Origin of the sequence: Thalassospira xiamenensis M-5 = DSM 17429 (genome assembly GCF_000300235.2) — a bacterium.
Taxonomy (GTDB): Bacteria; Pseudomonadota; Alphaproteobacteria; order Rhodospirillales; family Thalassospiraceae; genus Thalassospira; species Thalassospira xiamenensis.
Window position 1 is genome coordinate 456,885 of the sequence record NZ_CP004388.1, and the last position, 24,946, is coordinate 481,830.

The 24,946-nt window shown below is 53.3% G+C and carries 22 protein-coding genes; 14 read left to right on the forward strand and 8 right to left on the reverse strand.

Annotated features, from left to right (window positions below):
* Positions 1-125 precede the first annotated feature (125 nt).
* Both xerD and TH3_RS02110 read right to left on the reverse strand, forming a co-directional pair.
* Positions 126-1,064: a site-specific tyrosine recombinase XerD gene (gene xerD / locus TH3_RS02105; protein WP_007089050.1), complete on the reverse strand. Its 939-nt coding sequence runs from the start codon at positions 1,062-1,064 to the stop codon at positions 126-128.
* Between the two features lie 12 nt (positions 1,065-1,076).
* The gene (locus tag TH3_RS02110; RefSeq protein ID WP_007089049.1) at positions 1,077-3,011 is read right to left on the reverse strand and encodes a hypothetical protein; all 1,935 of its coding nucleotides are present in this window, start codon (positions 3,009-3,011) and stop codon (positions 1,077-1,079) included.
* A 611-nt stretch (positions 3,012-3,622) separates the two neighbouring features.
* On the opposite strand from TH3_RS02110, the gene TH3_RS02120 reads away from it, so the two are divergent.
* The 6 genes from TH3_RS02120 to TH3_RS02145 all read left to right on the forward strand — a co-directional run bounded on the left by TH3_RS02120 (position 3,623) and on the right by TH3_RS02145 (position 9,582).
* On the forward strand, positions 3,623-4,225 hold the full coding sequence (locus TH3_RS02120; RefSeq protein ID WP_007089047.1) for a shikimate kinase: 603 nt from the start codon (positions 3,623-3,625) through the stop codon (positions 4,223-4,225).
* Entirely contained in the window at positions 4,222-5,361 is a 1,140-nt protein-coding gene (gene aroB, locus TH3_RS02125; protein WP_007089046.1) for a 3-dehydroquinate synthase, read from the forward strand. Before TH3_RS02120 ends, aroB begins: the two co-directional genes overlap by 4 nt.
* Before the next feature lie 123 nt (positions 5,362-5,484).
* Positions 5,485-6,759, forward strand: a complete 1,275-nt coding sequence (locus TH3_RS02130; RefSeq protein WP_007089045.1) for an HlyC/CorC family transporter — start codon at positions 5,485-5,487, stop codon at positions 6,757-6,759.
* A 236-nt stretch (positions 6,760-6,995) separates the two neighbouring features.
* Complete coding sequence (locus TH3_RS02135; RefSeq protein WP_007089044.1) at positions 6,996-7,445, forward strand: CBS domain-containing protein; 450 nt, start codon at positions 6,996-6,998, stop codon at positions 7,443-7,445.
* Between the two features lie 129 nt (positions 7,446-7,574).
* Positions 7,575-8,162 (forward strand): DUF2889 domain-containing protein, encoded by a 588-nt coding sequence (locus TH3_RS02140; RefSeq protein WP_007089043.1) that lies wholly within the window; start codon positions 7,575-7,577, stop codon positions 8,160-8,162.
* A gap of 73 nt (positions 8,163-8,235) precedes the next feature.
* Positions 8,236-9,582: a type 2 periplasmic-binding domain-containing protein gene (locus tag TH3_RS02145; protein WP_007089042.1), complete on the forward strand. Its 1,347-nt coding sequence runs from the start codon at positions 8,236-8,238 to the stop codon at positions 9,580-9,582.
* An 8-nt stretch (positions 9,583-9,590) separates the two neighbouring features.
* On the opposite strand, the gene TH3_RS02150 is transcribed toward TH3_RS02145, so the two are convergent.
* The 3 genes from TH3_RS02150 to TH3_RS02160 form a co-directional block, all read right to left on the reverse strand.
* A complete protein-coding gene (locus tag TH3_RS02150) occupies positions 9,591-10,172 on the reverse strand; it encodes a c-type cytochrome (protein ID WP_007089041.1) in 582 nt (193 codons plus the stop codon).
* On the reverse strand, positions 10,172-11,425 hold the full coding sequence (locus TH3_RS02155) for a PQQ-dependent sugar dehydrogenase (protein ID WP_007089040.1): 1,254 nt from the start codon (positions 11,423-11,425) through the stop codon (positions 10,172-10,174). Before TH3_RS02155 ends, TH3_RS02150 begins: the two co-directional genes overlap by 1 nt.
* Positions 11,426-11,575: 150 nt before the next feature.
* Positions 11,576-11,866, reverse strand: a complete 291-nt coding sequence (locus TH3_RS02160; protein WP_040060428.1) for a BolA family protein — start codon at positions 11,864-11,866, stop codon at positions 11,576-11,578.
* Between the two features lie 160 nt (positions 11,867-12,026).
* On the opposite strand from TH3_RS02160, the gene TH3_RS02165 reads away from it, so the two are divergent.
* The 4 genes from TH3_RS02165 (at position 12,027) to gluQRS (ending at position 16,707) form a co-directional block, all read left to right on the forward strand.
* Positions 12,027-12,671, forward strand: a complete 645-nt coding sequence (locus TH3_RS02165; RefSeq protein WP_007089038.1) for a J domain-containing protein — start codon at positions 12,027-12,029, stop codon at positions 12,669-12,671.
* A 197-nt stretch (positions 12,672-12,868) separates the two neighbouring features.
* Positions 12,869-13,876 carry a cobaltochelatase subunit CobS gene (gene cobS, locus TH3_RS02170; RefSeq protein WP_007089037.1) on the forward strand — a complete coding sequence of 336 codons (1,008 nt, stop codon included), beginning with the start codon at positions 12,869-12,871 and terminating at the stop codon, positions 13,874-13,876.
* Positions 13,877-13,930: 54 nt separating this feature from the next.
* Complete coding sequence (gene cobT / locus TH3_RS02175; protein WP_007089036.1) at positions 13,931-15,847, forward strand: cobaltochelatase subunit CobT; 1,917 nt, start codon at positions 13,931-13,933, stop codon at positions 15,845-15,847.
* 20 nt (positions 15,848-15,867) lie between these two features.
* Positions 15,868-16,707, forward strand: a complete 840-nt coding sequence (gene gluQRS, locus TH3_RS02180; RefSeq protein ID WP_007089035.1) for a tRNA glutamyl-Q(34) synthetase GluQRS — start codon at positions 15,868-15,870, stop codon at positions 16,705-16,707.
* Here the strand turns inward: gluQRS and TH3_RS02185 are convergent.
* Positions 16,682-17,605, reverse strand: a complete 924-nt coding sequence (locus TH3_RS02185) for a LysR family transcriptional regulator (protein WP_167710545.1) — start codon at positions 17,603-17,605, stop codon at positions 16,682-16,684. The two genes, gluQRS and TH3_RS02185, sit on opposite strands and share 26 nt — an antisense overlap.
* A gap of 125 nt (positions 17,606-17,730) precedes the next feature.
* On the opposite strand from TH3_RS02185, the gene TH3_RS02190 reads away from it, so the two are divergent.
* Both TH3_RS02190 and TH3_RS02195 read left to right on the forward strand, forming a co-directional pair.
* Entirely contained in the window at positions 17,731-18,330 is a 600-nt protein-coding gene (locus TH3_RS02190) for a short chain dehydrogenase (protein ID WP_007089033.1), read from the forward strand.
* A gap of 233 nt (positions 18,331-18,563) precedes the next feature.
* Positions 18,564-20,597, forward strand: a complete 2,034-nt coding sequence (locus TH3_RS02195; RefSeq protein ID WP_233421829.1) for a putative bifunctional diguanylate cyclase/phosphodiesterase — start codon at positions 18,564-18,566, stop codon at positions 20,595-20,597.
* Between the two features lie 90 nt (positions 20,598-20,687).
* Here the strand turns inward: TH3_RS02195 and TH3_RS02200 are convergent, their stop codons facing one another.
* Positions 20,688-20,879 carry a hypothetical protein gene (locus tag TH3_RS02200; protein ID WP_007089031.1) on the reverse strand — a complete coding sequence of 64 codons (192 nt, stop codon included), beginning with the start codon at positions 20,877-20,879 and terminating at the stop codon, positions 20,688-20,690.
* Between the two features lie 495 nt (positions 20,880-21,374).
* Between TH3_RS02200 and rpmB the strand changes: the two genes are divergently transcribed.
* Complete coding sequence (rpmB, locus tag TH3_RS02205) at positions 21,375-21,668, forward strand: 50S ribosomal protein L28 (protein WP_037990572.1); 294 nt, start codon at positions 21,375-21,377, stop codon at positions 21,666-21,668.
* Positions 21,669-22,039: 371 nt separating this feature from the next.
* Positions 22,040-22,606, forward strand: a complete 567-nt coding sequence (locus TH3_RS02210) for an HNH endonuclease (protein WP_007089028.1) — start codon at positions 22,040-22,042, stop codon at positions 22,604-22,606.
* Between the two features lie 91 nt (positions 22,607-22,697).
* Here the strand turns inward: TH3_RS02210 and TH3_RS02215 are convergent, their stop codons facing one another.
* Positions 22,698-24,866 (reverse strand): TonB-dependent siderophore receptor, encoded by a 2,169-nt coding sequence (locus TH3_RS02215; RefSeq protein WP_007089027.1) that lies wholly within the window; start codon positions 24,864-24,866, stop codon positions 22,698-22,700.
* Positions 24,867-24,946: the final 80 nt, after the last annotated feature.

Here is a 24,946-nt window from a genome sequence, read left to right on the forward strand (position 1 = left end):
AACAACCTGATGACAGTACAGTTACGAATATATGACATCCGCAGAAAACCGACACTTTTCACAGCATTTGGTCGAGGTTTCTTATACAGAGAGCTAGACAAATTTTGTGATTCCGGCGGGAGACGTCAGCCACGTTGCAGTTGAGCAAGTGGATGGTGTTCCTGCACAAGGCCGCGTAAACGCGATTCGAGGACGTGGGTATAGATTTGTGTCGTTGAAATATCCGAATGGCCCAGCATCTGTTGCAGGCTGCGCAAATCAGCCCCGTTTGCCAGAAGGTGGCTGGCAAAGGAATGACGCAAGACGTGCGGGGAAACCCGTGACGGGGCAATTCCGGCTTCGGCGGCAAGGTCCTTGACCATATTGAGGAACATCTGGCGCGTCAGATGACCCGATTTGCCGCGCGACGGAAACAGATAGGGTGATTGGCCGGGCTGGTTTGCCTTGGTGACCGGAATAAACGATGCCCGGACTTCAAGATAATCCCTTAAGGCATCACGGGCAGGATCGGACAGCGGAACGAGCCGCTCCTTGTTTCCCTTGCCCCGAACGATCAGCATTTGCGGGTCACGCGCCGCAGCGGCAAAAGGCAGTTCAACCAGTTCGGAGACGCGCATGCCAGTGGCATACATCAGTTCTACCATCGCCAGAAGGCGTTTGCCCTTGATGCCGTCATGATTGGTGGCGGTGACAATCAGTCGATCAATTTCATCAATGGTCAGGAATTTTGGCAATGTATTGCCCTGCCTGGGGCTGTCGATATGGGCAGATGGATCGTCATTGCGATATCCATCGGCATAAAGGAATTTGTGGAGCTGCCGGACGGCGGAAAGCCGACGGGCCTGGGTTCGCGGGGCCAAACCGGCATCGCCAAGCGATGCCATATATTTCCGGACATGGATGTCCTGCGCACCGATCAGGTCCGATTTTTGCGTTTTCAGACTTGCAACATAATCTTCCAGATCACGGCGATACGCGTCGAGCGTATGAATGCTTGCCCCACGTTCTGCTGCCATCATTTCCAGAAAGGCCGCGACAAGATTGCTATTAAGCGGTTGTGCCACGATATCTGTCCGTTATTGGCTTCGAGCCATCAGGATTTCGACGGCAAGACGGCGTGCCTCGCGGTTAAGCCCGATATGGTTGAGTGCGGCAACCGCGTCCGAAAGATCCTTTGGATCACCGTTGGGAACCCCTGCAACCTGCTGCGCATGAATGGCAAGGGCGACGGTTTTGCCGCGCTGCATATTCATTGCTGCGGTTTCCAGATGATGGTTGACTGCCGTGCTTACGGTTTGGCGTTCATCAAGATAGGGCGCGGTCAAAAGCGCATCCCAAAGTGCAATCGGGACTTCAATGCCAAAGCCGTCAAATAGGCTAAAGATCAGTTCTGAATCACGTTTTGCCTGAATCTGATCGCCGCGGGCGGCGTCCATTTCCTGCCATTCGGTCATACGGGCGCGGTGTTTGGCCTGTGCGTCGTTCATCGGTGCAGAAGTTTTGGCTGGTGGCGTAAGAGTTACAGCACCGCCCAGTCCATAACGGACAGGCGTTGTTGCCCCATCGTCGGGCAGATTAACCGTGACACTACCATTCGACCCGTCGGCCATTTCGGTGGCGGTTGGTGTTCCGGTATCTTCAAGTCCGGCAAGTGCCAGAACCGGATAAAGAAGGATCAGACGGGATTCGATATCGTTGCCCGGATTGGAACTGTTTTTGGCGGTTTGCAGCCAACCGGACGCACGTTCCATATTGTTTGCTGCAATCGAGGATTTTAGCGCATCAATCGCAAACCACGAAAAATCACTATTCACCGGGATATCGGTCAGCAGATCGGACGTCAGGCGTGATACCTGAACGAAATCGCCATTGATGATTGCAGATTCATAAAGGGCAGCGAGGATTTCCGCACGGACTGCTGCAACGTCACTTTTGGCGGCCGCCTGATACAGTTTGGCATATTGGCGGGCCTGCACCCCTTCGGGGGCATCGTCAAGCGCATTGGTTATCGCATCTGCGTCAAAAGAGACGTCGCTATAAATCTTGCGCAACTGTGCGGCTTCGATCAGGCCAAGTTTTTCAGCTTTGCGGGCGGCTTCAAGGCGCACATCGGTCGACGTTGCACGCGCATTGATCATGCCCAGAATGGCGGCGGCATTACCGGTTTCAAGCTGATTGGTCGGAATGCTTTGCTTGGCGATTTCAAGAAGCGCAATATCGATCGGGCGCAACGTGTTCAGCGAGTTCAGAATGTCTTGCGACGGGGCCGATCCATTCCGGATGGCAGATACCAGACCAAAGAAGGTTTTGTCGGTTTCGCCTTCCATTTCGCGGACCAGATCTGTCGAAAACGATGCCGATGTCCGGTCATTGGCATGAAGTGCGCACATGACAGCGGCTTTGAGCCAGAAAATATCGTCGAAGCTGTTGCTGTAACCATCGATTGCCGCACAGGCATCATCAAGTTTTCCGGCAATCATCAAAGCATTCACTTCGGCCTGTGCCAGCAGCGAGCCCCGTGCCCCTTGTGGTGTGGCACGGACCAGATCAATCGCACCGTCCAGTTCACCCATATTGATCAGCTTGGCAGCACGCGTTTCAAGCATGCTGATTTCCTTGTGGTCATCGGGAACGGCCGCGATGCTTAACAACAGGCGACGTGCAAGGTCGCGGCCCGTATGCGTTGCGGGCATTGCCGGAATATCTGTCAGAAGACGTGCCGCCGTTTCCCGGCTTGTGCCGTTCCACATATCGGCACCAAATCCTCCACGTTCACGTCCCAGTGTGCCAACGGCCTCAGCATCAACAGCTTGCAAAGTAACCGTCTGGACCGCGTCGGGGTCGCTTGGGAATGTATCTGGTAGTGTGCCGGTACCCTGACCAAAATTGCTGTTTTGGCCCGAATTGCCGCCTGTTGCAGGGGCGGTCGCATCCGGTTGCGAATTTGCGTTCTGTTCTGCTTCCTGTTTCAAAAACAGTGGAACCGGTGCCTGCGCGTTGGCAAAAGCCATGGGCAAGGTGATTCCTGTCCCTGCCATCATTGTGACGAAACAGGATTGCATCAGCAGGCGAGAACGCAAGCGCATGTCAGTTGAACCTCGAATTCGGGATGGTTTCTTCCATCTGGGTCGTTGGCGATGGAATATCCCAAGTGACCAAAAATGTTGCGCCACCAGCGATGACGGCAATGATCAGCAATAAAATGAGACGCGAAATTATCTTCATGGTTATCCAGACTTCGGTGCGTTGGTTCTATATGCGCAAAGATCAGTATGCGGGGCCCGGTAAAAGATGCAAGACAGAGCCGAACCGCTTTGGCCCAAAGCCATGAATTCAGCCTGTGATTTCTCCAACCCCGTTCCCCGAACCTTTTCCCTGACATTCCAATTCGGCGATATAAAGGCAGTTTAGGGTCCGGGTCCTCACAGAGGGTTAACGCGATGGCCAAAAGTTTTCAGCGGGTGCGCAAATCTCGCTACGTATCGGAATTGCTCAGATCCCTTGTGTAGCGAAGGAATTTGTCGGTGAACAGCGCGGTTTGCTTGCGTTCAGGCCGCAGCTGGCCTAAAGAAATGGGTAAATTGTGTGATAACCGGATTAAAGACAGGACTGCAAACCGATCATGGAGAGCAATATTGCCGAGTCGGGTTTGCGCGATGACGTGATTGCAAATATCCGGACAGGGCTGAAAGGCCGACCGCTGGTGTTTATCGGTCTGATGGGGGCCGGGAAAAGCTGCATCGGACGTATGGTCGCCAAGGCACTTGATCTGGATTTTGTTGATGCTGATCGTGAAATCGAGGAAGCCGCAGGCTGTTCGATTGCCGACATCTTCAAGCTATACGGCGAAGAAGCATTTCGCGAAGGTGAAGAACGCGTAATCGCGCGTCTGCTGGATGGCGAGCCGCTTGTGCTTGCGACCGGTGGTGGTGCGTTTATTCGCGAAAAAACCCGGGAACTTATTCTGGAAAAATCGGTCTCGGTCTGGTTGCGTGCCGACCTTGATCTGTTGCTGCAACGTACCAGCGGGCGAACGCATCGTCCGCTGCTCAATAATGGCGATCCGCGTCAGATTCTTGGCGATCTGATCGAGGCGCGCTATCCGGTTTATGCCGGAGCAGACATCATTTTTGACTGTGACGAATCCTCCAAGGAAGAAACGCGCGACGGGGTTATTGCCCTGCTTGGCCGTTCATTTGATAAAGACGGGAATATAATCCGGTGAGCAATCAGACGTCTCCTCTTGCGGCAAATCATGACGTTTTGCGCGTCGAACTTGGTGCGCGCAGCTATGATATTCTGGTCGGAAGCAATCTTTTGGCAGATACCGCAAGCCATATCGCGCCGTTCGTCAGAAAGGCCGGTGTCGTCGTTATCAGTGACGCGACGGTGGCGGAACGCCATCTTCCGGTGGTTCTGGCATCGCTTGACGGGGCCGGTATAGCGCATCGCGAAGTGATCGTTCCTGCCGGTGAAAAATCCAAAAGCTTTGCCGTGTTCGAAGATGTTATCGAACAGATTCTGGCGATGGGGATCGAACGTTCGACCCTGATCATGGCACTTGGCGGTGGGGTGGTTGGCGATCTTGCGGGTTATGTTGCAGCGTCGCTTTTGCGTGGTCTTGATTTCGTTCAAATTCCGACAACCCTGCTTTCACAGGTCGATAGTTCGGTTGGTGGCAAAACAGGCGTCAATTCGAAATCGGGCAAAAACCTTGTCGGTGCATTCCATCAGCCGCGCCTTGTTTTGGCAGACACGGCGGTTCTTGATACATTGCCGCGCCGCGAAATGCTTGCCGGCTACGCCGAGGTTGTTAAATACGGCCTGATTGATGATCCGGAATTCTTTGACTGGCTTGAACAGAACGCCGAAGCCGTTTTGAGCAACGATGGTGCGGAGCGCCGCGAAGCCGTGATGCGCAGTTGTGCGGCCAAGGCGCGGATCGTGTCTCAGGATGAACGCGAGTCCGGGAAACGTGCTCTATTGAATTTGGGCCACACGTTTGGGCATGCGCTGGAAGCGGAAACCGGATACGGCGCAAAGCTTCTGCATGGCGAAGCCGTTGCGATGGGGATGGTCATCGCCCATGACGTTTGCGCGGCAATGGGCATGGCCCCGGCTGGCGAAAAAGAACGGATTGCAAGTCATCTGAAATCGGTTGGTTTGCCGGTATGTGCGTCCGAAGTTCCGGGCATGCATTGGGATATTGATCGTTTGATCGGCCATATGTCGCGCGATAAAAAAGTTCGTGACGGTGAAATCACGTTTGTCATGACGCGTGGTATCGGCAAGGCTTTTACATCCAAGGCGATGGACATTCAGAAAATGCGTGCTGCCATTACCCGTTCCTGCCACGGCTAAGGCAGAAGTTCGGGGCAATAGCGACTGTGAACTTGATGACTTGCCCGATCAGAGATTGACCTGATACGCCGCAACAGCACAAAGTAGATATCTGTTGCGTACACCCATTGGAGACGAACCTGAATGACAATCACGATTGTCGTGATTTTTATCCTGCTGATGCTTTCGGCTTTCTTTTCTGGCTCGGAGACTGCGCTGACAGCAGCATCAAAGCCAGTCATGCATCACAAGGAACAGGATGGAGATCAGCGGGCAGGGATCGTCAACCGGTTGCGCCAGTATCAGGAGCGGTTGATCGGTGCCATTCTGCTGGGTAACAACCTTGTCAACATTCTGGCATCTGCCTTGGCAACGTCTGTCATGATCGAGCTTTTTGGTGAACGCGGTGTCGTTTACGCGACCGCAGCCATGACGGCACTTGTGCTTATATTTTCTGAAATTCTGCCAAAGACCTATGCGCTTCAGCACGCAGACAGCATGGCGCTGCGCGTTGCCCGGCCGATGAGTATTCTGGTTGTTGTTTTTGCGCCGGTTACCCAGACCATTCAGGTGCTGGTACGTGCCACCCTGCATCTTTTTGGCAGCGGCGACGGCCCGGGAACCGACCGCGAGCGTGAATTGCGCGGTGCCATTGAATTGCATGCGGATGACGTCGTTGTTGGTGATCATCATGCCGAACGCACGATGTTGCATGGGGTTCTTGACCTTGAGGATGTCGGGGTCTGGGAAATCATGGTGCATCGTCGCAAGGTGCAGATGATTGATATCACGCGCCCGATGGAAGAAATCCTTGATACGGTATTGGCAAGCCCGCATACGCGTATTCCGATCTATGACAAGGATCCGGATAACATCGTTGGCGTTTTGCATGCGCGTGAGGCGCTGAAAGCGATCGTCCGCGGGGCAAAGCCTGAAACGGCAGAAGATGTTCGCATGCTGAGTTCCGAACCCTGGTTCATCCCCGATAGCACCACGCTTGCCGATCAGCTTAAGGCGTTCAAGGAACGTCACGAGCATTTCGCGATTGTCGTCGATGAATATGGGGCGTTCGAAGGCGTCGTGTCGCTTGAAGATATCCTTGAAGAAATCGTTGGGGATATCGCCGATGAAACCGACGTCGAGGTTGTTGGTGTTCAGCCGCAAACCGACGGATCGGTCATTGTGCGCGGTGATGTGACCATTCGTGACCTTAATCGTCGTTTTGGCTGGCGTTTGCCCGACGAAGAGGCCGCAACCGTTGCCGGGTTGTTGCTTTATGAAACCCGCCGTATTCCCGATGTCGGACAGCAGTTCCGATTCCATGGACTGGAATTCGAAGTCCTGCGTCGCATTCGAAATCAGATAACCCGCATCAAATTACGTGAAGTGCGCGAAGTCGCAACCGACGATACGAACTAGCAATGATTGCATCAAAACAAACGGGCTGCACGGGAGACCGGGCGGCCCGTTTTGTTTGCTGGGTGTAAATATGTTCTTTTAAATCTACTTATCGGTTAAAATGATCGGCAAAGGTCTTGATCGATGTGATTGCAGGGCCAATTGCAAATAAGGGCCCCGGACGCATTTGATGCGTTGTTTTCGGCAATCTGATCGGGGCAGGGCACGTGGCAACAGCAACCCGCAGAGGGAAAAACATGGATACGAAAATCGTACCTGGTGTGGTCAAAGAGCAGTCGATCGCAACCTTGAACCCAGCAGACTCGGTCATGGACGCCGTTAATATGATGACCGAACGCAAGATCGGTGCTGTGATCATTGTCGATAACAATGCCAGGCTTGCCGGCATCTTTACAGAGCGTGACCTTGTAAACCGGGTTGTCGCAAAGGGTCTTGATGCGGCTTCTACCCCCCTTAAACAGGTTATGACGGCCAATCCCGATACACTCGCACCCGGCGATACGGCGATGAATGCCCTTGAATTGATGAGTGCGCGCCGCTACCGACATCTTCCGGTGCTTGATGGGGAAAATGTCGTCGGCATGGTTTCGATCCGCGATCTGTTCAATGTCGTGAAGGCACAGCTTGAAGAAGATTTGCGCGAACGCGAGAAGTTTATTTTCGGGTCTGATTACGGCGTTGCGTAAATCAGGTTTAGTCCATGAAATGTGCTTTGGGCGGCTGATGCGGAGGTTTCGCATCAGCCGTTCTGCGTTTTTGAAGGTTGACAACGTGCCAGTTACTGTCTTTACGTTTACGTAAAGGAGATATACGCCATGCCCTTATCCAGCCCTTCGGAACGTGACCATATCCATACCCGCAACGTTACCTGCACCGGATATCGTCGCAAGGACGGTCTTTGGGATATCGAAGGCCATATCACCGATACCAAGACATACGGGTTTGAAAATAACGATCGCGGCGAAATTCCCGCCGGTGTACCGATCCATGAAATGTGGCTGCGTATTACTGTGGGGGATGACATGGTGATAAGTGCGGTTGAAGCCGTCACTGATCATGCCCCGTTCAATGCCTGTGATGAAATTGCCCCGAACTACGCAGCACTGGTCGGACTTCGGATCGGGCCGGGGTTGAAACAGCAGATTCGCGAACGGGTTGGTGGCATTCACGGATGCACGCATCTGACCGAACTGATGGGACCGGTGGCAACGACTGCGTTTCAGACAATCTTTCCGATCCGCGCCCGCGAGGCCGAAGAACGCCGAAAGCAGGCGGAAAAGGATGGCACGGTGCCAAACCCGCCGAAAAAGCGCCGATCTCCATTGGTGAATAGCTGCCACGGGTGGCGAAGTGACGGTGCGGCGGTCAAACGCATTGCGCCCGATATGTATACCGGTGACTAAGCGGTCAGTCTTGTAACGCTGTTATTACACCCAATATCACCGGTGACGGGGTTTGGTGAATGTCAGGTGTTGCATGAGACGCCATACACAGCCATCAGGACAAAATCTTTCGGGGCGATTTGCGTCGGCCTATAGCTGTATTTTGCTGCTTGGCCTGATGGCATGCGTGTTTGTGATTACGCTGAAAGGCCTTCCCGCACAGGGGCAGGAACAAGCACAGGATTCTACCGGCTCATCGGACAAGAACGCATTCCTCATTCTTCAAACCAATCTTCAGCCTCCCTATCAGCAATTGCAGAATGGCATTTTGCGAGGCTATTCCATCGCAGTATTGAATTGCGCGTTTGACCGGATCGGGGTTGGGTACGGGATCGCGATTGCACCCCGCCAGCGCAATCGGGAAATGGTGCGAAACGGGCAGGCGGACGGGTTCTTTCTGGCGCGGATCAGCTCCTTCATGGACCAATACGCCGAGCCGACCTTGCCGCTAGCACTTGAAAAATGGGTCTGGATTTCAGCTGCCGGACAACAGGGCAGTTTCGCGTCAAGCCCGACACCTGACAGTCTGCTTTCTGTTGGTGGCATCCTTGGCTCCAACGAAGCAGAATGGTTGGCAGAGCAAGGGTATCAGGAAATTGCCAAGGCACCGTCCATCAACTCCCTGATTTCGCAGGTCTTGGCCGGGCGCGTTGAATACGCCTTGGTCGACAAACAGACATTCGAGGCCGCGCGCGACAGCATGGGCCACCATGAAGCTCAGTTCAACGTCCAGTTCGAACGATATGCCCCGCTTGTTGTTTATATTGGGCGGGAATATACCCGCCTTAATCCCTGGCTGATTGCGTCACTGAATACGGCGCTGGGCGCATGCGAAACCTTACCCATGCAGCTTGAGGATTGGGAACGTGATCTGATTACTCGTCAGCAATTACCGGCGATCCGCGCCATGGCGGCGAATGCGGAACTTGTTGGGGCGGTCCGGTCTGCAATGGGTGGAGCACAAATTCAGCCTGATGCGATTGTCGAAATCGATCGCGAATGGCGTCAGGGCAGCGAAGGCGGGATTGCCAGCCCGAAGGCAACCGAAATCCTTGAAAATCCGCTTTCCGATATCTTGCGGGCCTTTCAGGAAAGCGACGCCAACAATATTGCCGAAATATTCGTATTCGATACCAAAGGCGCGGTTATCGGCATGAACCGGTTGACGACCGATTTCGATCAATCAGATGAGCAGAAATTCGAGGTCGCCATTAGCCATGACCCGGATATAAGTCAGATCGCCGACATCTATTTTGATGGATCAACCCGTGCCTTTCTGTCGCAGGTTACGGTTCCGATCATCAATCCGGAAACCGGAGATGTTATCGCGGCAATGACGGTTGGCCTTGATGTTTCAGGGGCACTGCGACCCGACAGCTGATTTTGGTTTCAGTTCGGTTTGGTCGGATCGGTGATGTTGATCGTAATCGCACTGTACCAGTCTGCTGCGGTCTGCATTCCTTTATCGTCAAGCTCGGTTGCAATTGGCGACATGATTTCATGATTGCGCTTGCCGTTTCGGAACGCTTTTAACTGTGTTTCGAGATAGATATTGGTTTCACCGGCAAGGTTGGGAACGTCCGGCATTTCCGAAATCCCGTTTGAACCATGGCAGGTGCTGCAAAGTTCCGGGGCATCATTGGGGTTTTTCCCGGCTGGCAGTGTGGCAGTCACATCAAAATGGTTATACCAGGCCGCGGCGTCGGCGATCTGCTGGTCGGTTAAACTTCTGGCAACCACGGTCATCATTTCATGTTCCCGGCTGCCATCGCGAAACGCGCGCAATTGGGTTTCAATATATGCCGCGGGTTCGCCGCCGATATGCGGTGCAATCGGGATGCGGGCAAATCCGTTCAGACCGTGACAGGTTCGGCATATGCCCGCAACTTTCCGGCCGGCATCAATGTCCTGTGCCAAGGAAGCCCCGGCGGGCAAAAGCCCGCCGAGAATCACGATAAGCAATATCCGCATTATTTCCCCTCGTACCAGATGCGGTACAGGGCACCGGCAAGGTCGTCCGATACAATCAGGGACCCGTCGCGCAGCTGGGCGACATCAACCGGGCGGCCAAGATATTCCCCGTTTTCATCGATCCAGCCTTCGGCGAAGGGCTCTATGCGGGCCGTGCCGTCACTGTCGATAAAGGTTACCATCACGCGCGCGCCGACCGGCGTGGTGCGGTTCCACGATCCGTGCTGGGCCGAGAAAATCGCATTCTTGTATTTGGCCGGGAACATCTTGCCCGTGTAGAAGGACATGCCAAGGTCGGCAGCATGTGCAATGGTTTCGACCGCGGGCATCACGACATCATAGGGAACTTCTTCACCGGCATATTCATTTGTGCGAACGTTGCCGCCGCCATACCAGGGATGGCCGAAATGCTGACCGGCTGCTGTCTGGTGATTGATTTCACCGGGCGGAATGTCATCGCCCATGCCGTCAACCTGATTGTCCGTCCACCATAGTTCGCCGGTTTCCGGATGGAAGTCATGACCGACGGAGTTCCGGACCCCGTATGTGTATACTTCACGGCCGGTTCCATCGATGTTGATGCGTATAATACCGCCTATCCCGTGTTGGCGATAAAGATCAAGCTTGTCCTTGGGGGAAACGTTAAAGGGTTGTCCAAGCGAGATATAAAGTTTGCCATCTGGGCCGATTTTGCAAACACGTGCGGTGTGATTGTAGCTTTCTTCGGACGGTGGAATCAGCTCACCCTGCTTAACGACATTGAATGCCGCGACATCGGGGCTTTCATAGAAAAATTCGGCGGCGGGGAAGGTCAGAACCCTGTTTTGCTCTGCGATATAGAGCATGCCATCGGGAGAGAAGCACGGACCGTTGGGAATGGAGAACCGCAAGGACGGGGCGAAGTCCTTGACCTCGTCGGCAACACGGTCCTTGTTGCGGTCGGTTACCGACCAGACCTTGTCCTTGCGCGTGCCGACAAATGTCACAACCCCTTGCGGACCAACGGCGATATGGCGGGCATCGGGCACAACGGCATAAAGGGCAATCTTGAAACCGTCCGGCAGAGTAATGCGTTCAAGCGTTTTCTTGATGCCGTCAGCATAGTCACCGGTTTGCTCGATTCTTGTGAATTCGCTGGTGCCTGTAGACTGGAAATTGGAGAGTTTTTCTAGATTGTCCGGGGCGGGGGCCTGTGCGTAGGCCGTTCCAGACATAAACAGGGCGACGCTTGCCCCGATAAGGCGCGTTCTCATAACCTAGTCCTCCCGTTTGTATCGGGCGCAGATTTGACCGGCGCCCGTGCCCCATATGCAGGAGACTGCGCATCGGGCTTCTGGGCTATTGTTGCGCCGAAAAATAACGGTCGTCTAAGTTGATTTCACGATGCGGAATAAACGCTTTGGTTATTTTTGGGTCGCAGCCGCTGCATATTCTGAAGGTGTCATGGTTTTCAAAGCCAGCGCGTGAACGCGATCTTTCAGAAGCTGATCAAGGGCTGCGTAAACCAGCCGCTGGCGATTGACCCGGTTTTCGCCATCAAATTTTTGGGAAACGACCAGTACGGAAAAATGCGACTCTCCGCGTGGGTCGGCGCCTGAATGACCGGCATGTTTTGACGAATCATCGATGATTTCGAGTTTCTCGGGGGCGAATTCCGCGGTCAGGATATCGCTAATCTGTTGGGCTACCTGCATGACAATGGCCTCATGTTTCGGTGTGTTTCGCATGAATTAATGCGAAAATCTGACTGTTGGCACCGTTGTGGCACGCGATGGCAGTTTTTCAAGCCTTTTATCGCATTAAAACGGCTCGTATGATATTGCGAAGCTTGATGATCAGAACATATAAACGCAGATGAACCGCGGCCAACGCAACAAACGCAAAACCCTTTACCATGAAGAACCAGACCTGCCCGTATGTGAATGGCCGGGATGTGAAGGTCATGGGGAATTTCGTGCGCCCAAGGACCGCAAGCTTCGCGAGTACTATAAGTTCTGTCTCGACCATGTCCGGGAATACAACAAGTCCTGGAACTATTACGAGGGCATGAAAGCCGAAGACATCGAAAACGATGTCCGGCGTGATACCCATTGGCAACGCCCGACATGGCGGTTCGGGCATATTCGCGGTGCCAAGAAACCGTTCAACTTCAAATTCAGCGACGGTTTCGGCTTCTTTAATGAAGATGGTGATCCGACCCATCATGGCCCAGGGGGTGACCCCGCGGGGGATCGCCGACGCAAAAGCGAAGATGCCCAGCGTCGCGCGGGGGCTATGGGCATGCCATCCGAACAGCAACAGGCCATGGCAACGCTTGATCTTCCTTGGCCGTTTTCCAAGGACGAGCTGAAGTCAAAATACAAGGCGCTTTCGAAAAAATATCATCCCGACGCCAATGGCGGCGACAAGGTTGCCGAAGAACGCTTTAAGAAAATCAGTGCAGCCTATTCGTCGCTGATGAGATACATCCGTGATCTGGAAGCACGTGTTTCCACGTAATCAGAGACTGGTATCGGGCGAAATTTGATAAAATCTCCCTTGCAATTCGTGCCGCGGACCTTTTCATTGTTCGATCCATTGGCGGCGATAGATTTTTTTTGCGCATCTTCCCTTTGTCACGCGCATCTTAGCCGCTATTAATGAGCTAGTTTTTCAAACGAGACCGCGTCACCGGTCCGACAAATGCGCGAGTACTTATGAGCCAAGGTTACGAAGCGACAGGTGCAGCCGCCGAACATCCGCTGGATGCACCAGACATCAAAATCTCCGTTCGTGAAGCGTTCGGGATTGATTCCGACATGAAGGTTCCGGCATTCAGCCAGGGCAGCGAACATGTTCCCATGATTGATCCGACCTATCGGTTTGATCGCGATACCACGTTGGCCATTCTGGCGGGCTTCGCCCATAACCGCCGCGTGATGATCCAAGGGTATCACGGTACGGGTAAGTCGACCCATATCGAACAGGTTGCTGCACGTCTGAACTGGCCTTGTGTTCGTGTAAACCTTGATAGCCACATTTCGCGTATCGACCTGATCGGCAAAGATGCCATCGTGTTGCGCGATGGCAAACAGATCACGGAATTCCGCGAAGGCATTTTGCCCTGGGCGCTTAAACGTCCGGTCGCGATGGTCTTTGATGAATATGATGCCGGTCGCCCCGACGTGATGTTCGTTATCCAGCGTGTTCTGGAAGTCGATGGCAAGCTGACCCTGCTTGATCAGAACAAGGTCATCCATCCGCATCCGAATTTCCGCCTGTTTGCGACGTCAAACACGGTCGGCCTTGGCGATACCACGGGCCTATATCACGGGACCCAGCAGATCAACCAGGCCCAGATGGACCGTTGGTCGATTGTTGCGACCCTGAACTATCTGTCGGTTGCCGATGAAACCAACATTGTGACCGCCAAGGTGCCGTCGTTCGACAATGCCGAAGGCCGCAAGAAGATCGAGGCCATGGTTGCCCTTGCCAACCTGACCCGCCAGGGATTTGTCGCAGGCGATATTTCGACTGTCATGAGCCCGCGTACCGTTATTACGCTTGCGGAAAACGCCGAGATTTTCGGGGAAATTTCCTATGCGTTTCGCGTGACGTTCCTGAACCGTTGCGACGAGGTCGAACGCCCGATCCTTGCTGAATATTATCAGCGGTGCTTTGGCGAGGAACTTCCCGAAGAAGCCATCAATGTGATGGTCCGTTAGGATCATCCATTGTTAAAGCAAATCGGCGACCTGATTCCAGAAGCGAGTAGAGCAATGAAGAATGATGAAGCGCTTTCCGGATTTTTGCGCGGCACAGCGGCGACATTTCGCGCGCTTGCCGGACGCAATGATCTTGAAGTCGGCTTTGTCAAAGGCGGCCGGGCAGGTGGCTATGGCGAACATGTGCGCCTGCCGATGCCCAAACAGGCGCTGCCGAAGGACGAGGTTGCCGATCTGCGCGGGGTTGCCGATGGCTGGGCGTTGAAACTGCGTCACCATGATGTGGCCCTTCATGCCCGCCGTATGCCCGAAGCCGCCGAGGCACAGGCTGTTTACGACGCGCTGGAAACGGCCCGTTGCGAGGCAGTCGGTTCGCGTTATTTCCCGGGGGTCCGCAAGAACCTGCGTGAACATGCCGAACAGGATTGCCGTGCCAAAAACTTCCATCGGTTGACGGCGCGCGAAGATGCCCCGTTTGCTGATGCAATCGGGATGCTGGCCCGCGAGATTTTTACCGGTGAACCCGCCCCGTCATCAGCCCGCCCGCTGATCGATCTGTGGCGTGCCCATATCGAAGAAAATGCCGGTACAGACCTGAACGATCTGCGCGATCTGATTGACGATCAGGATGCGTTTGCGCGGGGATTGCGCCGCCTGCTTGATCATTTGTCTCTTGAAGATGATATCGACGAAGCCCCGCCTGAAAATGACGGCGAGGATGAGGACGAAAAAGAAGGCGAAACCGACCCGGACGAGGAACTTGACAGTCAGGGTGGCCAGCAGGGGCAGGCTGACGAGTCCGAACCTGATGGTGATGATCAGCAGCAGGATGCCGGTACCGAAGAAGCCGAAGCCGGTGAAGGCGATATCGATGACCAGCAGCTTGAAGCCATGTCGCAGGAAGAACAACCTGCCGGACCCGGTGAACAGCCTGAATTTGACGGTCGGAACGAACCGATTGAACGCGGCTATGAACCCTTTACGCGTGAATTTGATGAAATCGTAACTGCCGACGAGCTTTGCGAAGGCCTGGAGCTTTCGCGTCTGCGCGCCATGCTCGATAAGCAGCTTGCGAATTTGCAGAATGTCGTTTCGCGCCTTGCCAACCGCTTGCAGCGCCGCCTGATGGCGCAGCAAAATCGTGGCTGGGACTTTGACCTTGAAGAAGGCATCCTTGATGCGGCGAAGCTGGCGCGTATTGTTTCAACACCTTCGACCTCGCTGTCCTTCAAACAGGAACAAGATACAGATTTCCGGGATACGGTCGTGACGCTGCTGATCGATAATTCCGGTTCCATGCGCGGGCGTCCGATTACGATTGCCGCACTATCTGCCGACATTCTGGCACGTACCCTTGAACGGTGCGGGGTGAAGGTCGAAATCCTTGGTTTTACCACCCGGCAGTGGAAAGGTGGCCAATCGCGCGAAAAATGGGTTGAAAGTGGCAAGCCGCCAAAACCGGGCCGTCTCAACGACCTGCGCCACATCATCTATAAAGCGGCCGATACCCCGTGGCGGCGCGCGCGCAAGAATCTTGGCCTGATGCTGCGCGAAGGACTGCTTAAGGAAAATATCGACGGCGAAGCTCTGCTTTGGGCGCACGAACGCCTTCTGGGCCGTTCGGAACAACGCCGGATTTTGATGGTGATTTCCGACGGCGCGCCGGTCGATGATTCGACCCTGTCGGTAAATTCCGGAAATTACCTTGAACGGCACCTGCGCGAGGTCATCGACTGGATTCAGACCCGTTCGCCAGTTGAACTGCTTGCGATCGGGATCGGACATGATGTGACCCGCTATTACCAGCGTGCGGTAACGATCAACGACCCCGAAGAGCTTGGCGGGACGATGTTGCGTGAATTGTCCGATCTGTTCGATGAACAGGGGGGCCGTCAGCCCAAACGTCCGATGCGTCATGTGCCTGCGGATACCGCCAAGGACAAGGCGACCGGTGATCGTGACCGCTGGTAGGTCATGGGGATAGGGCCGTTATGACAGCCATTACCCGCTTTGCCCCCAGTCCGACCGGGTTTCTTCATATTGGTCATGCGGCCTCGGCCCTGTTTTCCGCAAAACAGGGCGGGCCGGATGGCCGTTTCCTTTTGCGGATCGAAGATATAGATCAAACCCGCTGTCGCCCGGAATATGTTGATGCGATCTTTGAGGACCTTGCTTGGCTGGGGCTTCGATGGGAAAACCCTGTCCGTATACAGTCACAGCATTTCCTTGATTATGAGAAGGTGCTGGATCGTTTGAGCGAGGCGGGGCTGCTTTATCCGTGCTTTTGTACGCGAAAAGACATTCGGGAAGAAATCGCGCGGATTGGAAATGCGCCGCATGGGCCGGATGGTGTGCTTTACCCGGGGACCTGTCGTAATCGGAGTGCTTCCGAGCGCGCAGATCGTGTTGCGACGGGGGAAAGCTATGCGCTGCGTCTGGATATGGTGTGTGCCCTTAGACAGGTCGCCAGCCCGTTATCGTGGTATGACCGCAAGGTTGGCAAACAGGATGCAACGCCAGAAATATTTGGCGATGTTGTTCTGGCGCGCAAGGACACGCCGACAAGCTACCATCTATCGGTAACCCATGATGATCATTTGCAGGGCATCAACCTTGTCACCCGCGGTCAGGATCTGTTTTTTGCAAGCCACCTGCATCGCCTGTTACAGGAATTGCTGGGGTATGATGTTCCTGAATATCATCATCATGGCCTGCTTACGGGCCCGGATGGCAAACGGTTTGCCAAGCGCGACAAATCAAAAACACTGCGATCCATGCGTGACGAGGGTATGAGCGCCCAAGAGGTCATTGCGCTGAGCGGATATGTCTAGGCGACGTCGTTCTGGTTTCCAGAAGGTCAGGGCGTTCGACGAACCAGCTGCGAATAAAATCAATCATCAACCGGTTTTTGGCCGGCAGGTTTTCCTGATAGGGGTAAACCAGATAGATCGGTCGTAACGGCGATGAATAGCCATCCAGTGCCGTTTCAAGCAATCCGTCGAAGATTGCCGGAAGGGCAACATACCGGGGCAGCCGGGCAACGCCCAATCCGCGGATCGCGGCATTGCGCAACAGCGGATAATGATTAAGGCGCAGATTGCCCTGTGCCGGAACTGATTGTGCGCCATCATCGGAAAAGAAAACCCAGTTGCCGTCCTTGTAGTACTGAAAATTCAGCAGGCAATTGAGATTTCCCAGATCGGCGGGTGTTTCGGGCTTTGGGTGCTTTGCCCAGTAGGTAGGGCTTGCGCAGATCAGTTCGGACAATTGACCCAGCGGAATGGCAACCTGTTCTGGGTCGTCGGTCAATCCGACGCGAATGGCGATATCGATATGGGCAGATTGCAGCGCGCGGAAGGTGTTTTCCAGTTCCATTTCGATCTGTATGCGTGGATGTGCTTTTTGAAATGCGACGATGATGTCATCAAGAAACATCTCGCCGAAGGAAACGGGAACCGTAATGCGAACTGTGCCGACCGGTTCGCCGCGCAGAGCCTCGACGGCTTCGAATGCGGCGGTGGCACTTTGGGTGATGTTTTGGCAATAACCCAGAAATGTGATCCCGATTTCGGTTGGTTCTACCTTGCGGGTTGACCGGAACAGCAATTGCGCCCCCAGCTCTGATTCCAGTCTTTTGACATGCTGGCTGATCAGGCCCTTGGACACGCCAAGTGCCTTGGCGGCGTGGGTAAAGCCACCATTTTCCATGACGGCCGCAAAGCTGCGCATTTCACTCAGATAATCTTTCATTATTTAGAATATTAAACAAAATGTTTGGAAATAACCAGATTATCCTTGCAATTGTCTCATGAGACAATTCTTCCATCGAAGCACTTCCAAGGATGGAGGATCAGATGAAAGTTCTTTTGGTAGGCGCATCGGGGATTGTCGGGCGCGGGATTGATTCCGAGTTGTCCCAACGCCACGACATCATCCGTGCGTCCCGCGCAAGTGGAGACGTTAATGTTGACCTGATGGATATCGCATCAATCCGTGCGATGTTTGAAAAGGTCGGCAAAGTCGATGCGGTTGTTTCTGCGACCGGAAAGGTTCATTTCGGTGATTTCGCCGAAATGGACGATGACAAATACCGCATCGGGATCAATGACAAACTGATGGGGCAGGTCAATCTGGTGTTGGTTGGGCGTGATCACGTGGCAGACAATGCATCATTCACGCTGACCACTGGTATCCTGTCCAAAGATCCGATCCGTTACGGTAGCTCGGCCTCGATGGTGAATGGCGCAGTCGAGTCTTTTGTGCGGGCTGCTGCAATCGAAATGAAACCGGGGCTTCGCATCAACGCGGTCAGCCCCGGTGTGATCCTTGAGGCCATGGAAGGCTACGCACCGTATTTCCGCGGGCATGATCCCGTTCCGGCGGCACGTGCGGCCCTTGGCTATGCCAAATCGGTCGAGGGTCTTCAGACCGGGCAAGTCTTCGAGATATTCTGAGGGTATATTCTGACGATCTGGCATCGAAAGCCGATCGGGGCAAAACCGGGTCCTGGTCGGCTTTGGGGCTTACAAGGGGCATTGCTTCAAAAACCCGCACTTTCTATCTGGAATTATTTAGGGTGACTGCTTACCATCCAAATAGCTAATGTTGCGCATCCGATTGTTAAGCGTGTAAACGGCTATAACGGAATTTCCGGATGGGGCAGTTCACAGCCAGGATGGCTGACACCTTGAAACGGCTGCTTTTGGAACCCGGACACGGGACCGAAGCAGCGCCGAAACTGCAAAAGAAGGTTCGCGCGGACCTTCTTGATCTTGCCTATCGCAACAACTGGGCGAACGTCCTTGTCAATCTGTCGGCCGGAAGTGGTCTTGTCGGGACGCTTTGGTTTCAATCCGAACTATCATTTGGCATGACCGTCTGGATTTGCGTGATTTTTGCAACGACGGTGATCCGGCTTTTTATCGGGTATCGCTATCATGTCGAACGACGGCTGGTTTCGGCATTTGATGATGCGGAATTCCATAGATGGTTTATGCGATATGCCTGTGGTGTTTGTTCCGGCGCTATCCTTTGGGCGTTGGCGTCAATCTTTGACTTGCCAACGCAAAGTAATGAAAGCCGTTTCGTAACCCTGATCATATTGGCGGGGCTTGCCGGTGGCGCGACAGGAATTCTTGCACCTGTTTTCAGGGTCGGCCGGTTCTATCTTCTGATGTTGCTACTGCCTGCCTGTATTGTTCTGATTGTCATGCCGGAACCGAATTACGTTCTGTCGGGGCTTGGCTTCATCTTTGTAACCGTCATGATGATCACCCATCGCAATAATCACGGTATTCTGTATCGGTCGCTTGTGCTGAAGCACGAAAATGACTCTCTGGTTGACGACCTGCGCGAGAAAAACCGGATAACCGAGAACTGGAATGCGACACTTGAAGCTCGGGTGGCGAAACGAACCCGTGAACTTCGCAATCTTCTGGTGCGCGACACCCTGACAGGATTGCTGAACCGTGATGGCATCGTTTCCTGGTTTGAAGAAGCGCGCGCAAGCTGGGGCAATCGTGCCTATGCCGTTCTGTTCATTGATCTTGATCATTTCAAACAGATCAATGACGGGCTCAGTCATGCGATCGGTGATATGGTGCTTAAGGAAGTTTCGCACCGTTTACGGGAATATGTCGATGATCGTCATGCTGTCGGGCGGTGGGGTGGTGATGAATTCATCATGATTCTGACTGATCAGCCGGAAAATCTGCATCAGCTGGTAGACCAAACCATCGCCGAGGTCCGGGCGGCTGTTAACCGGCCAATTCATATCGCACGGCAGACATTGCATGTCGGTTTCAGCACTGGTGTCGCATTTGGCATGGAGGAGAACCCGCAGATTGCGGAATTGATCCATTGGGCCGATCTGGCCGCAGCCGAGGTTAAGCGGTCCGGGCGTGGCAGCGTGCAAAGTTATGACAGCAAGTTGCTTGTTGAGCAGGAACGTCGGTTGGCGATCAATCAGGCCCTGCGTCAGGCTTTGTCCGCCAATGAGCTTTTTCTTGAATATCAGCCGGTCGTCAGTGCGAAGACGGGCGACATTACCGCCTATGAGGTGTTGTTGCGCTGGGAAAGTGCAGAGCTAGGCCGTGTAGCACCAGACGAGTTTATTCCGATTGCTGAGGAATCGGCGCTGATTGTCGATATCGGCGAATGGGTGATGCGCGAAGCCTGCAAAACGATCCTGGACTGGTCCGGCTTTGCCGGTGGTCCCAAGATTGCGGTTAACGTATCGGTGCGTCAGATTGTTGTGCCGCGTTTTGCCCGTATGGTGGAAAATCTGCTGCTTGAAACGGGTCTGCCAGCCAACCGTCTGACTATTGAAGTGACAGAATCGATCTTTGATATCCGGCGCACACAACTGATTTCAGAAGTCCTGTCTGATCTGCATGATCAGGGAGTGGAAGTTCATATTGATGATTTCGGTACCGGCTATTCATCGCTTTCCCGCCTGCACCAGATCCGCGTTGATGCGGTCAAAATCGATAAATCTTTCATCCTGAAAATGGATGTCAATTCACGCGCGGTGATCGAAGGCGCCATTCTGATTGCGCATCGGTTCGGTCTTGATGTTATTGCCGAGGGTATTGAGACCGAGCAGCAACGCAGCGAACTTGCGGCGATGGGGGTTGATGCCTATCAGGGATATTTCTTTGCCCGCCCGTCGGCGGGGCCTTGTGAAAATCCCCATTGGCAACAAAGAAGTTCAGCCGTCTGATGGTGATTTTTCAGGTGAAAGCCCCCCAAACAATAAAACGGCCCGCCGAAACTGGCAGGCCGTTTTATTGTTTGCAGACAGCGCGCAGGATTAGCGACTGAAATCCAGAAGCACGAGGAAGACGACCGGGACCAGTGCGAGTGCGACGTAAATCCAGACCGATGCAATCGGCACACCGAAATGCGCAAGCACATAACCGGCCAGATACAAAACAAGGCCGATCACAGCGACCAGCAGAATGCCCAAAAGGGGCAAGGATACCTTGGAATCGGTTTTCATCATGCGCAGTGCTCCCCAAGCGTGTGCGGAATAACTATGACGGCACGCTAACACCGAATGCGCGATGATGTTTTGACAAGGATCAATCTGGGTGACCTTGGGTGTTCTGGCCTCTATCTTCTGAATCCTTATAAAGAACGTAACGTCAAAGAGCCAATATGGGCAGCGAGAAGGCCTGAACCCGACTTTATATATGTTTGTCTTTGCCGGATGCCGTCCAGAATCGGGTCGCATCATCGTGATGTAATTGCCAAACCGAACCGGGGGTATGGCTGGGTGCCCGGGAAAATCGCTTGATTCCGTGTGGTTGAGATGGGAAAAGCCGTCCTTGCGTGATGCAATATGAACGGATTGCGCAAAACAGGTGTTTTTGTCGCGTAAAAGCGTGGATGAAGGCTTGACGGCATCTGTCAGAGACGGTAATAACCCGGCTCCAAGCGCGGGCCTGCATGTCAGGCCAAGCGTCCTTTTGCGAATTATAGACCAGGAGATCAGGTCATGGCACGTCGCTGCCCGGTATCCGGCAAAGGCGTTTTGGTCGGCATGAATGTGAGCCACGCCCACAACCGCACCAAACGTCGTTTCCTTCCGAACCTTCAGCCGGCTTCGCTGCTGAGCGAAGCGCTGGGTCGTTCGGTGCGTCTGCGTCTGACCACCAATGCGATCCGCACCATTGAAAAGCGTGGTGGTCTGGATGCATATGTGCTCGGCACAGCAGCTTCCAAGCTGTCGGCAGAGCTGGTGAAAGTCAAACGCCAGATCGCCAAAGCTGTTGAAGCGAAAGCTGCCTAAGGCAGACTTTTGCTTTAAGAATTACGAAGGCTCGCGATTGCGGGCCTTTCGTTTTTCAAAGATTTCAGATCGCCCTGTTCCGGGGCCATAAAAGGGTCGTGCATCATCGATGCGCGGCCTTTTTGTTTGTCCGGGCGTTGATGTGCCTGATTGCGAGTCGTACCTGGTGCCGCCGGTTTTGCGTAAATGTTTGCGACTCGGCCTCAAGCGGGATTTGCGCTTTGCGAAAATTGGTCTATACTTTTCTCTATCAGTGATTTACGTGACCGCGTCGCATGGATTGATGAAACGTCATGATATGTTCATCACCCGCGATTCGCGAACCTGTTAAATAGTGGGTGCGACTCGGTAAACACGGTGGAGCGGATGATATGCATTTATCGCCCAATGCGTGTCCGGCACTTGTCCTTAACGCCGATTTCCGGCCGTTAAGCTATTTCCCGCTGTCCTTGTGGTCCTGGCAGGATACGCTTAAGGCAGTGTTTCTGGAACGCGTTGATGTTCTTTCGGAATATGATCGCGAAGTCCATTCCCCGTCTTTCAAAATGAAACTGCCGAGTGTCATATCGCTCAAGGAATATGTATCGCTCAAAAGCAGCCCGGCCTTTACCCGGTTCAACGTTTTCCTGCGTGACCAGTTTTCCTGCCAGTATTGCGGGGATCGTCTGCCGACCAGTGACCTGACATTCGATCACGTCATTCCGAGGTCGCGGGGCGGGCGAACGAACTGGTCCAATATTGTGACTGCCTGTTCGGACTGTAACCTTTTCAAGGGTAGCCGATCGATCAGGGAAGCCGGACTCCGGCTGCGCAGGACCCCCGAACAGCCGAGCATGCACGAACTCCAGACCATCGGACGCCGCTTCCCGCCAAACTATCTTCACGAAAGTTGGCGGGATTTTTTGTATTGGGATACCGAACTGGAATACGATTTTTAGGAACGTCCCGTTCTCTTCCCTTCTTAATAAACAAAAAGCACTGCCCAATTAAGAACAGTGCTTTTTGTGTTTCATCGCAGTCAGGTGGTAACTACCAGCGATATTTGACCGATGCCAATATCGTGCGTCCCTGACCGTAATAGCACCAGTTTGTACTATTGGAGCAGGAAGTCACATAACGTTCGTCTGTCAGGTTCGTGGCATTAAGTGCGAAACGATAAGCATCCAGATCGTAGTGAATGCCTGCATCAAACAGAGTCGTTGAAGGGACTTTGACATTGTTTGCATCAGTTGAAAATGTTGATCCCAGATAGCGTATGCCGCCATTGACTCCCAAACCAGATAACGGCCCAGAATTCAAAGTGTAGTCAGCCCATGCTGATGCAGTGTGCTTTGGAATACCGGATGGAGTATTGCCTTTTTCGGATGCGGTGTTGGTTTCGGTAATCTCGACATCTTGGTAAGTGTAGGCAAATTTTGTCGTCAGGCCTTCAATAGGTTCAAACAGGCCTTCAATCTCAAGGCCACGGGACTGCTGTTCACCTTCCTGAATGTTATCAAAAGCACCACCAGAAGGATCATTTGTCAGAACATTTTCACGAGTGATATCGAACAGAGCCACGGTGAACAAGCCATCAAAACCTTCTGGTTCGTACTTGGCACCAACTTCATACTGAACACCTTCTTCAGGATCGAAGCTGTTGCCAAAGCGATCTGAACCGGAAACCGGATTAAATGATTCAGAATAACTGACATAGGGAGTCAGACCAAATTCGGTTTTATAGGCAAGCCCGGTACGTCCTGTAAAAGCACTATCGTTTCGACTGCTTTCCATTCCATTTTGCCGGTTCAGTGTCGATTCATCCGCCCAGTCATGACGTCCACCGAGGGTCAGAACCCAGTGTTCATCAAACTCGATCTGATCCTGTATATAAACACCAACCTGTTCTGCTGTGAGCTTTTCATCGGTTGGGGTGAAATAACTGGTCGGACGGCTTCCATAGGAAGGATTGTAAACGTTGATGGAATCAATCGTTCCGTAGCGCAGGAAACGATCAAAAACATATCGCTGATAATCCAGTCCACCCAACATGGTGTGACGGATGCCGGAAGTCTCGAACTTTGCCTGCAGTTGGTTGTCGATGGCAAAGGACTCACCGTCCTGATCAGTCTCCTGAACACCGCGGTTTAGTGTGCCTGCGGCTTCGTCTGCCCAGCCATTTCCGTAAAGGCTGTCATAATCAACCTCAACATAGCTATAGCGAGCATTCTGACGGAACATCAGGGAATCAGTGAAGTTATGGCTGAATTCATAGCCGATAGCATACTGAGTACGATCATAGTGATCGTAACCCGGTTCACCTGTGAAGAAATCTGTCGGAATGGCACCGTTGATAGCGTCGCGGAATGTGCCGTTTGCAGGAAGCCAACTATTGGCGCCGCCGGTGTTATCTTCTTGATAATAAGATAATAGAGTTAAACTGGTATCTTCCCCTTCCCATGTTAGGGAAGGGGCGAAATAAACTCGGTCATCTTCGACGTAGTTAACCTGCGTGTCAGAGTCTCGGAGAAGCCCAGTTGCACGGAAAAGAACCGAACCATCCTCGACAATTTTTCCACCAATATCAAATGAGCCTTGCTTGCGATTATGGCTGCCGGTCTGGAGTTCAATTTCGTTTTCCATGTCGGCTCTTGGCCGTTTGGATACTGTATTGATCAGGCCACCAGGAGCATTTTGCCCATAAAGGACTGAAGTTGGGCCACGCATCAGTTCAATGCGTTCCAATCCGTATGTTTCCTGTTGCCAAGAAACAAAACTATAGGAGCGTTGCTGGAGGCCGTCCCGATAAAGACCGTTCTGGGTTTCATCAAACCCACGAATGTTGAACCAGTCCAAACGCTTATCATAGCCAAATTTGTCAGGTTGAATACCAGCCGTGTAGTTCAGTGTTTCTGACACGGACTGAGCTTGGCGAGCTTCAATTTCCGTAGTCCCGATCACTGAAATGGACTGCGGGGTTTCTGCAATTGGGGTATCGGTTTTGGTCGCTGTAGCACTTTGTCCGGCAACATATCCCTTGACCGGTGATGTTGCTGTTTCTTGGCGTTCTGCCTCGATTAAAAGAGGATCGACAACAATTTCCTTGGTGGTTTCATCCGTGGCTTGCTGCGCGCGAAGCTGTATGGGCAAGCTGGTGCACAGAATTGCAGCGCTGCCAAGAAGGGCTGTTTTGAAGCGCGTTCGGGTCAAGAACGTCATTTGAGGGTTTTCCTGCATCGGTTGTCATGTGTGACAGTCCGATAGCACGATTAGGAAAATCGGATATTGAACTCTATTTG

Coding starts and splice junctions, on each gene's coding strand:
- TH3_RS02160 (WP_040060428.1), bottom strand. CDS start 11,866: ATGCAGGTAGCCCAACAGATTAGCGATATCCTGACCGCGGAATTCGCC.
- TH3_RS02150 (WP_007089041.1), bottom strand. CDS start 10,172: ATGCGGATATTGCTTATCGTGATTCTCGGCGGGCTTTTGCCCGCCGGG.
- cobS (WP_007089037.1), top strand. CDS start 12,869: ATGAGCCAAGGTTACGAAGCGACAGGTGCAGCCGCCGAACATCCGCTG.
- gluQRS (WP_007089035.1), top strand. CDS start 15,868: ATGACAGCCATTACCCGCTTTGCCCCCAGTCCGACCGGGTTTCTTCAT.
- TH3_RS02215 (WP_007089027.1), bottom strand. CDS start 24,866: ATGACGTTCTTGACCCGAACGCGCTTCAAAACAGCCCTTCTTGGCAGC.
- TH3_RS02110 (WP_007089049.1), bottom strand. CDS start 3,011: ATGGCTTTTGCCAACGCGCAGGCACCGGTTCCACTGTTTTTGAAACAG.
- TH3_RS02155 (WP_007089040.1), bottom strand. CDS start 11,425: ATGAGAACGCGCCTTATCGGGGCAAGCGTCGCCCTGTTTATGTCTGGA.
- TH3_RS02145 (WP_007089042.1), top strand. CDS start 8,236: ATGAGACGCCATACACAGCCATCAGGACAAAATCTTTCGGGGCGATTT.
- TH3_RS02130 (WP_007089045.1), top strand. CDS start 5,485: ATGACAATCACGATTGTCGTGATTTTTATCCTGCTGATGCTTTCGGCT.
- cobT (WP_007089036.1), top strand. CDS start 13,931: ATGAAGAATGATGAAGCGCTTTCCGGATTTTTGCGCGGCACAGCGGCG.
- TH3_RS02120 (WP_007089047.1), top strand. CDS start 3,623: ATGGAGAGCAATATTGCCGAGTCGGGTTTGCGCGATGACGTGATTGCA.
- rpmB (WP_037990572.1), top strand. CDS start 21,375: ATGGCACGTCGCTGCCCGGTATCCGGCAAAGGCGTTTTGGTCGGCATG.
- TH3_RS02140 (WP_007089043.1), top strand. CDS start 7,575: ATGCCCTTATCCAGCCCTTCGGAACGTGACCATATCCATACCCGCAAC.
- TH3_RS02185 (WP_167710545.1), bottom strand. CDS start 17,605: ATGCGCAGCTTTGCGGCCGTCATGGAAAATGGTGGCTTTACCCACGCC.
- TH3_RS02135 (WP_007089044.1), top strand. CDS start 6,996: ATGGATACGAAAATCGTACCTGGTGTGGTCAAAGAGCAGTCGATCGCA.
- TH3_RS02165 (WP_007089038.1), top strand. CDS start 12,027: ATGAACCGCGGCCAACGCAACAAACGCAAAACCCTTTACCATGAAGAA.
- TH3_RS02200 (WP_007089031.1), bottom strand. CDS start 20,879: ATGATGAAAACCGATTCCAAGGTATCCTTGCCCCTTTTGGGCATTCTG.
- TH3_RS02190 (WP_007089033.1), top strand. CDS start 17,731: ATGAAAGTTCTTTTGGTAGGCGCATCGGGGATTGTCGGGCGCGGGATT.
- TH3_RS02210 (WP_007089028.1), top strand. CDS start 22,040: ATGCATTTATCGCCCAATGCGTGTCCGGCACTTGTCCTTAACGCCGAT.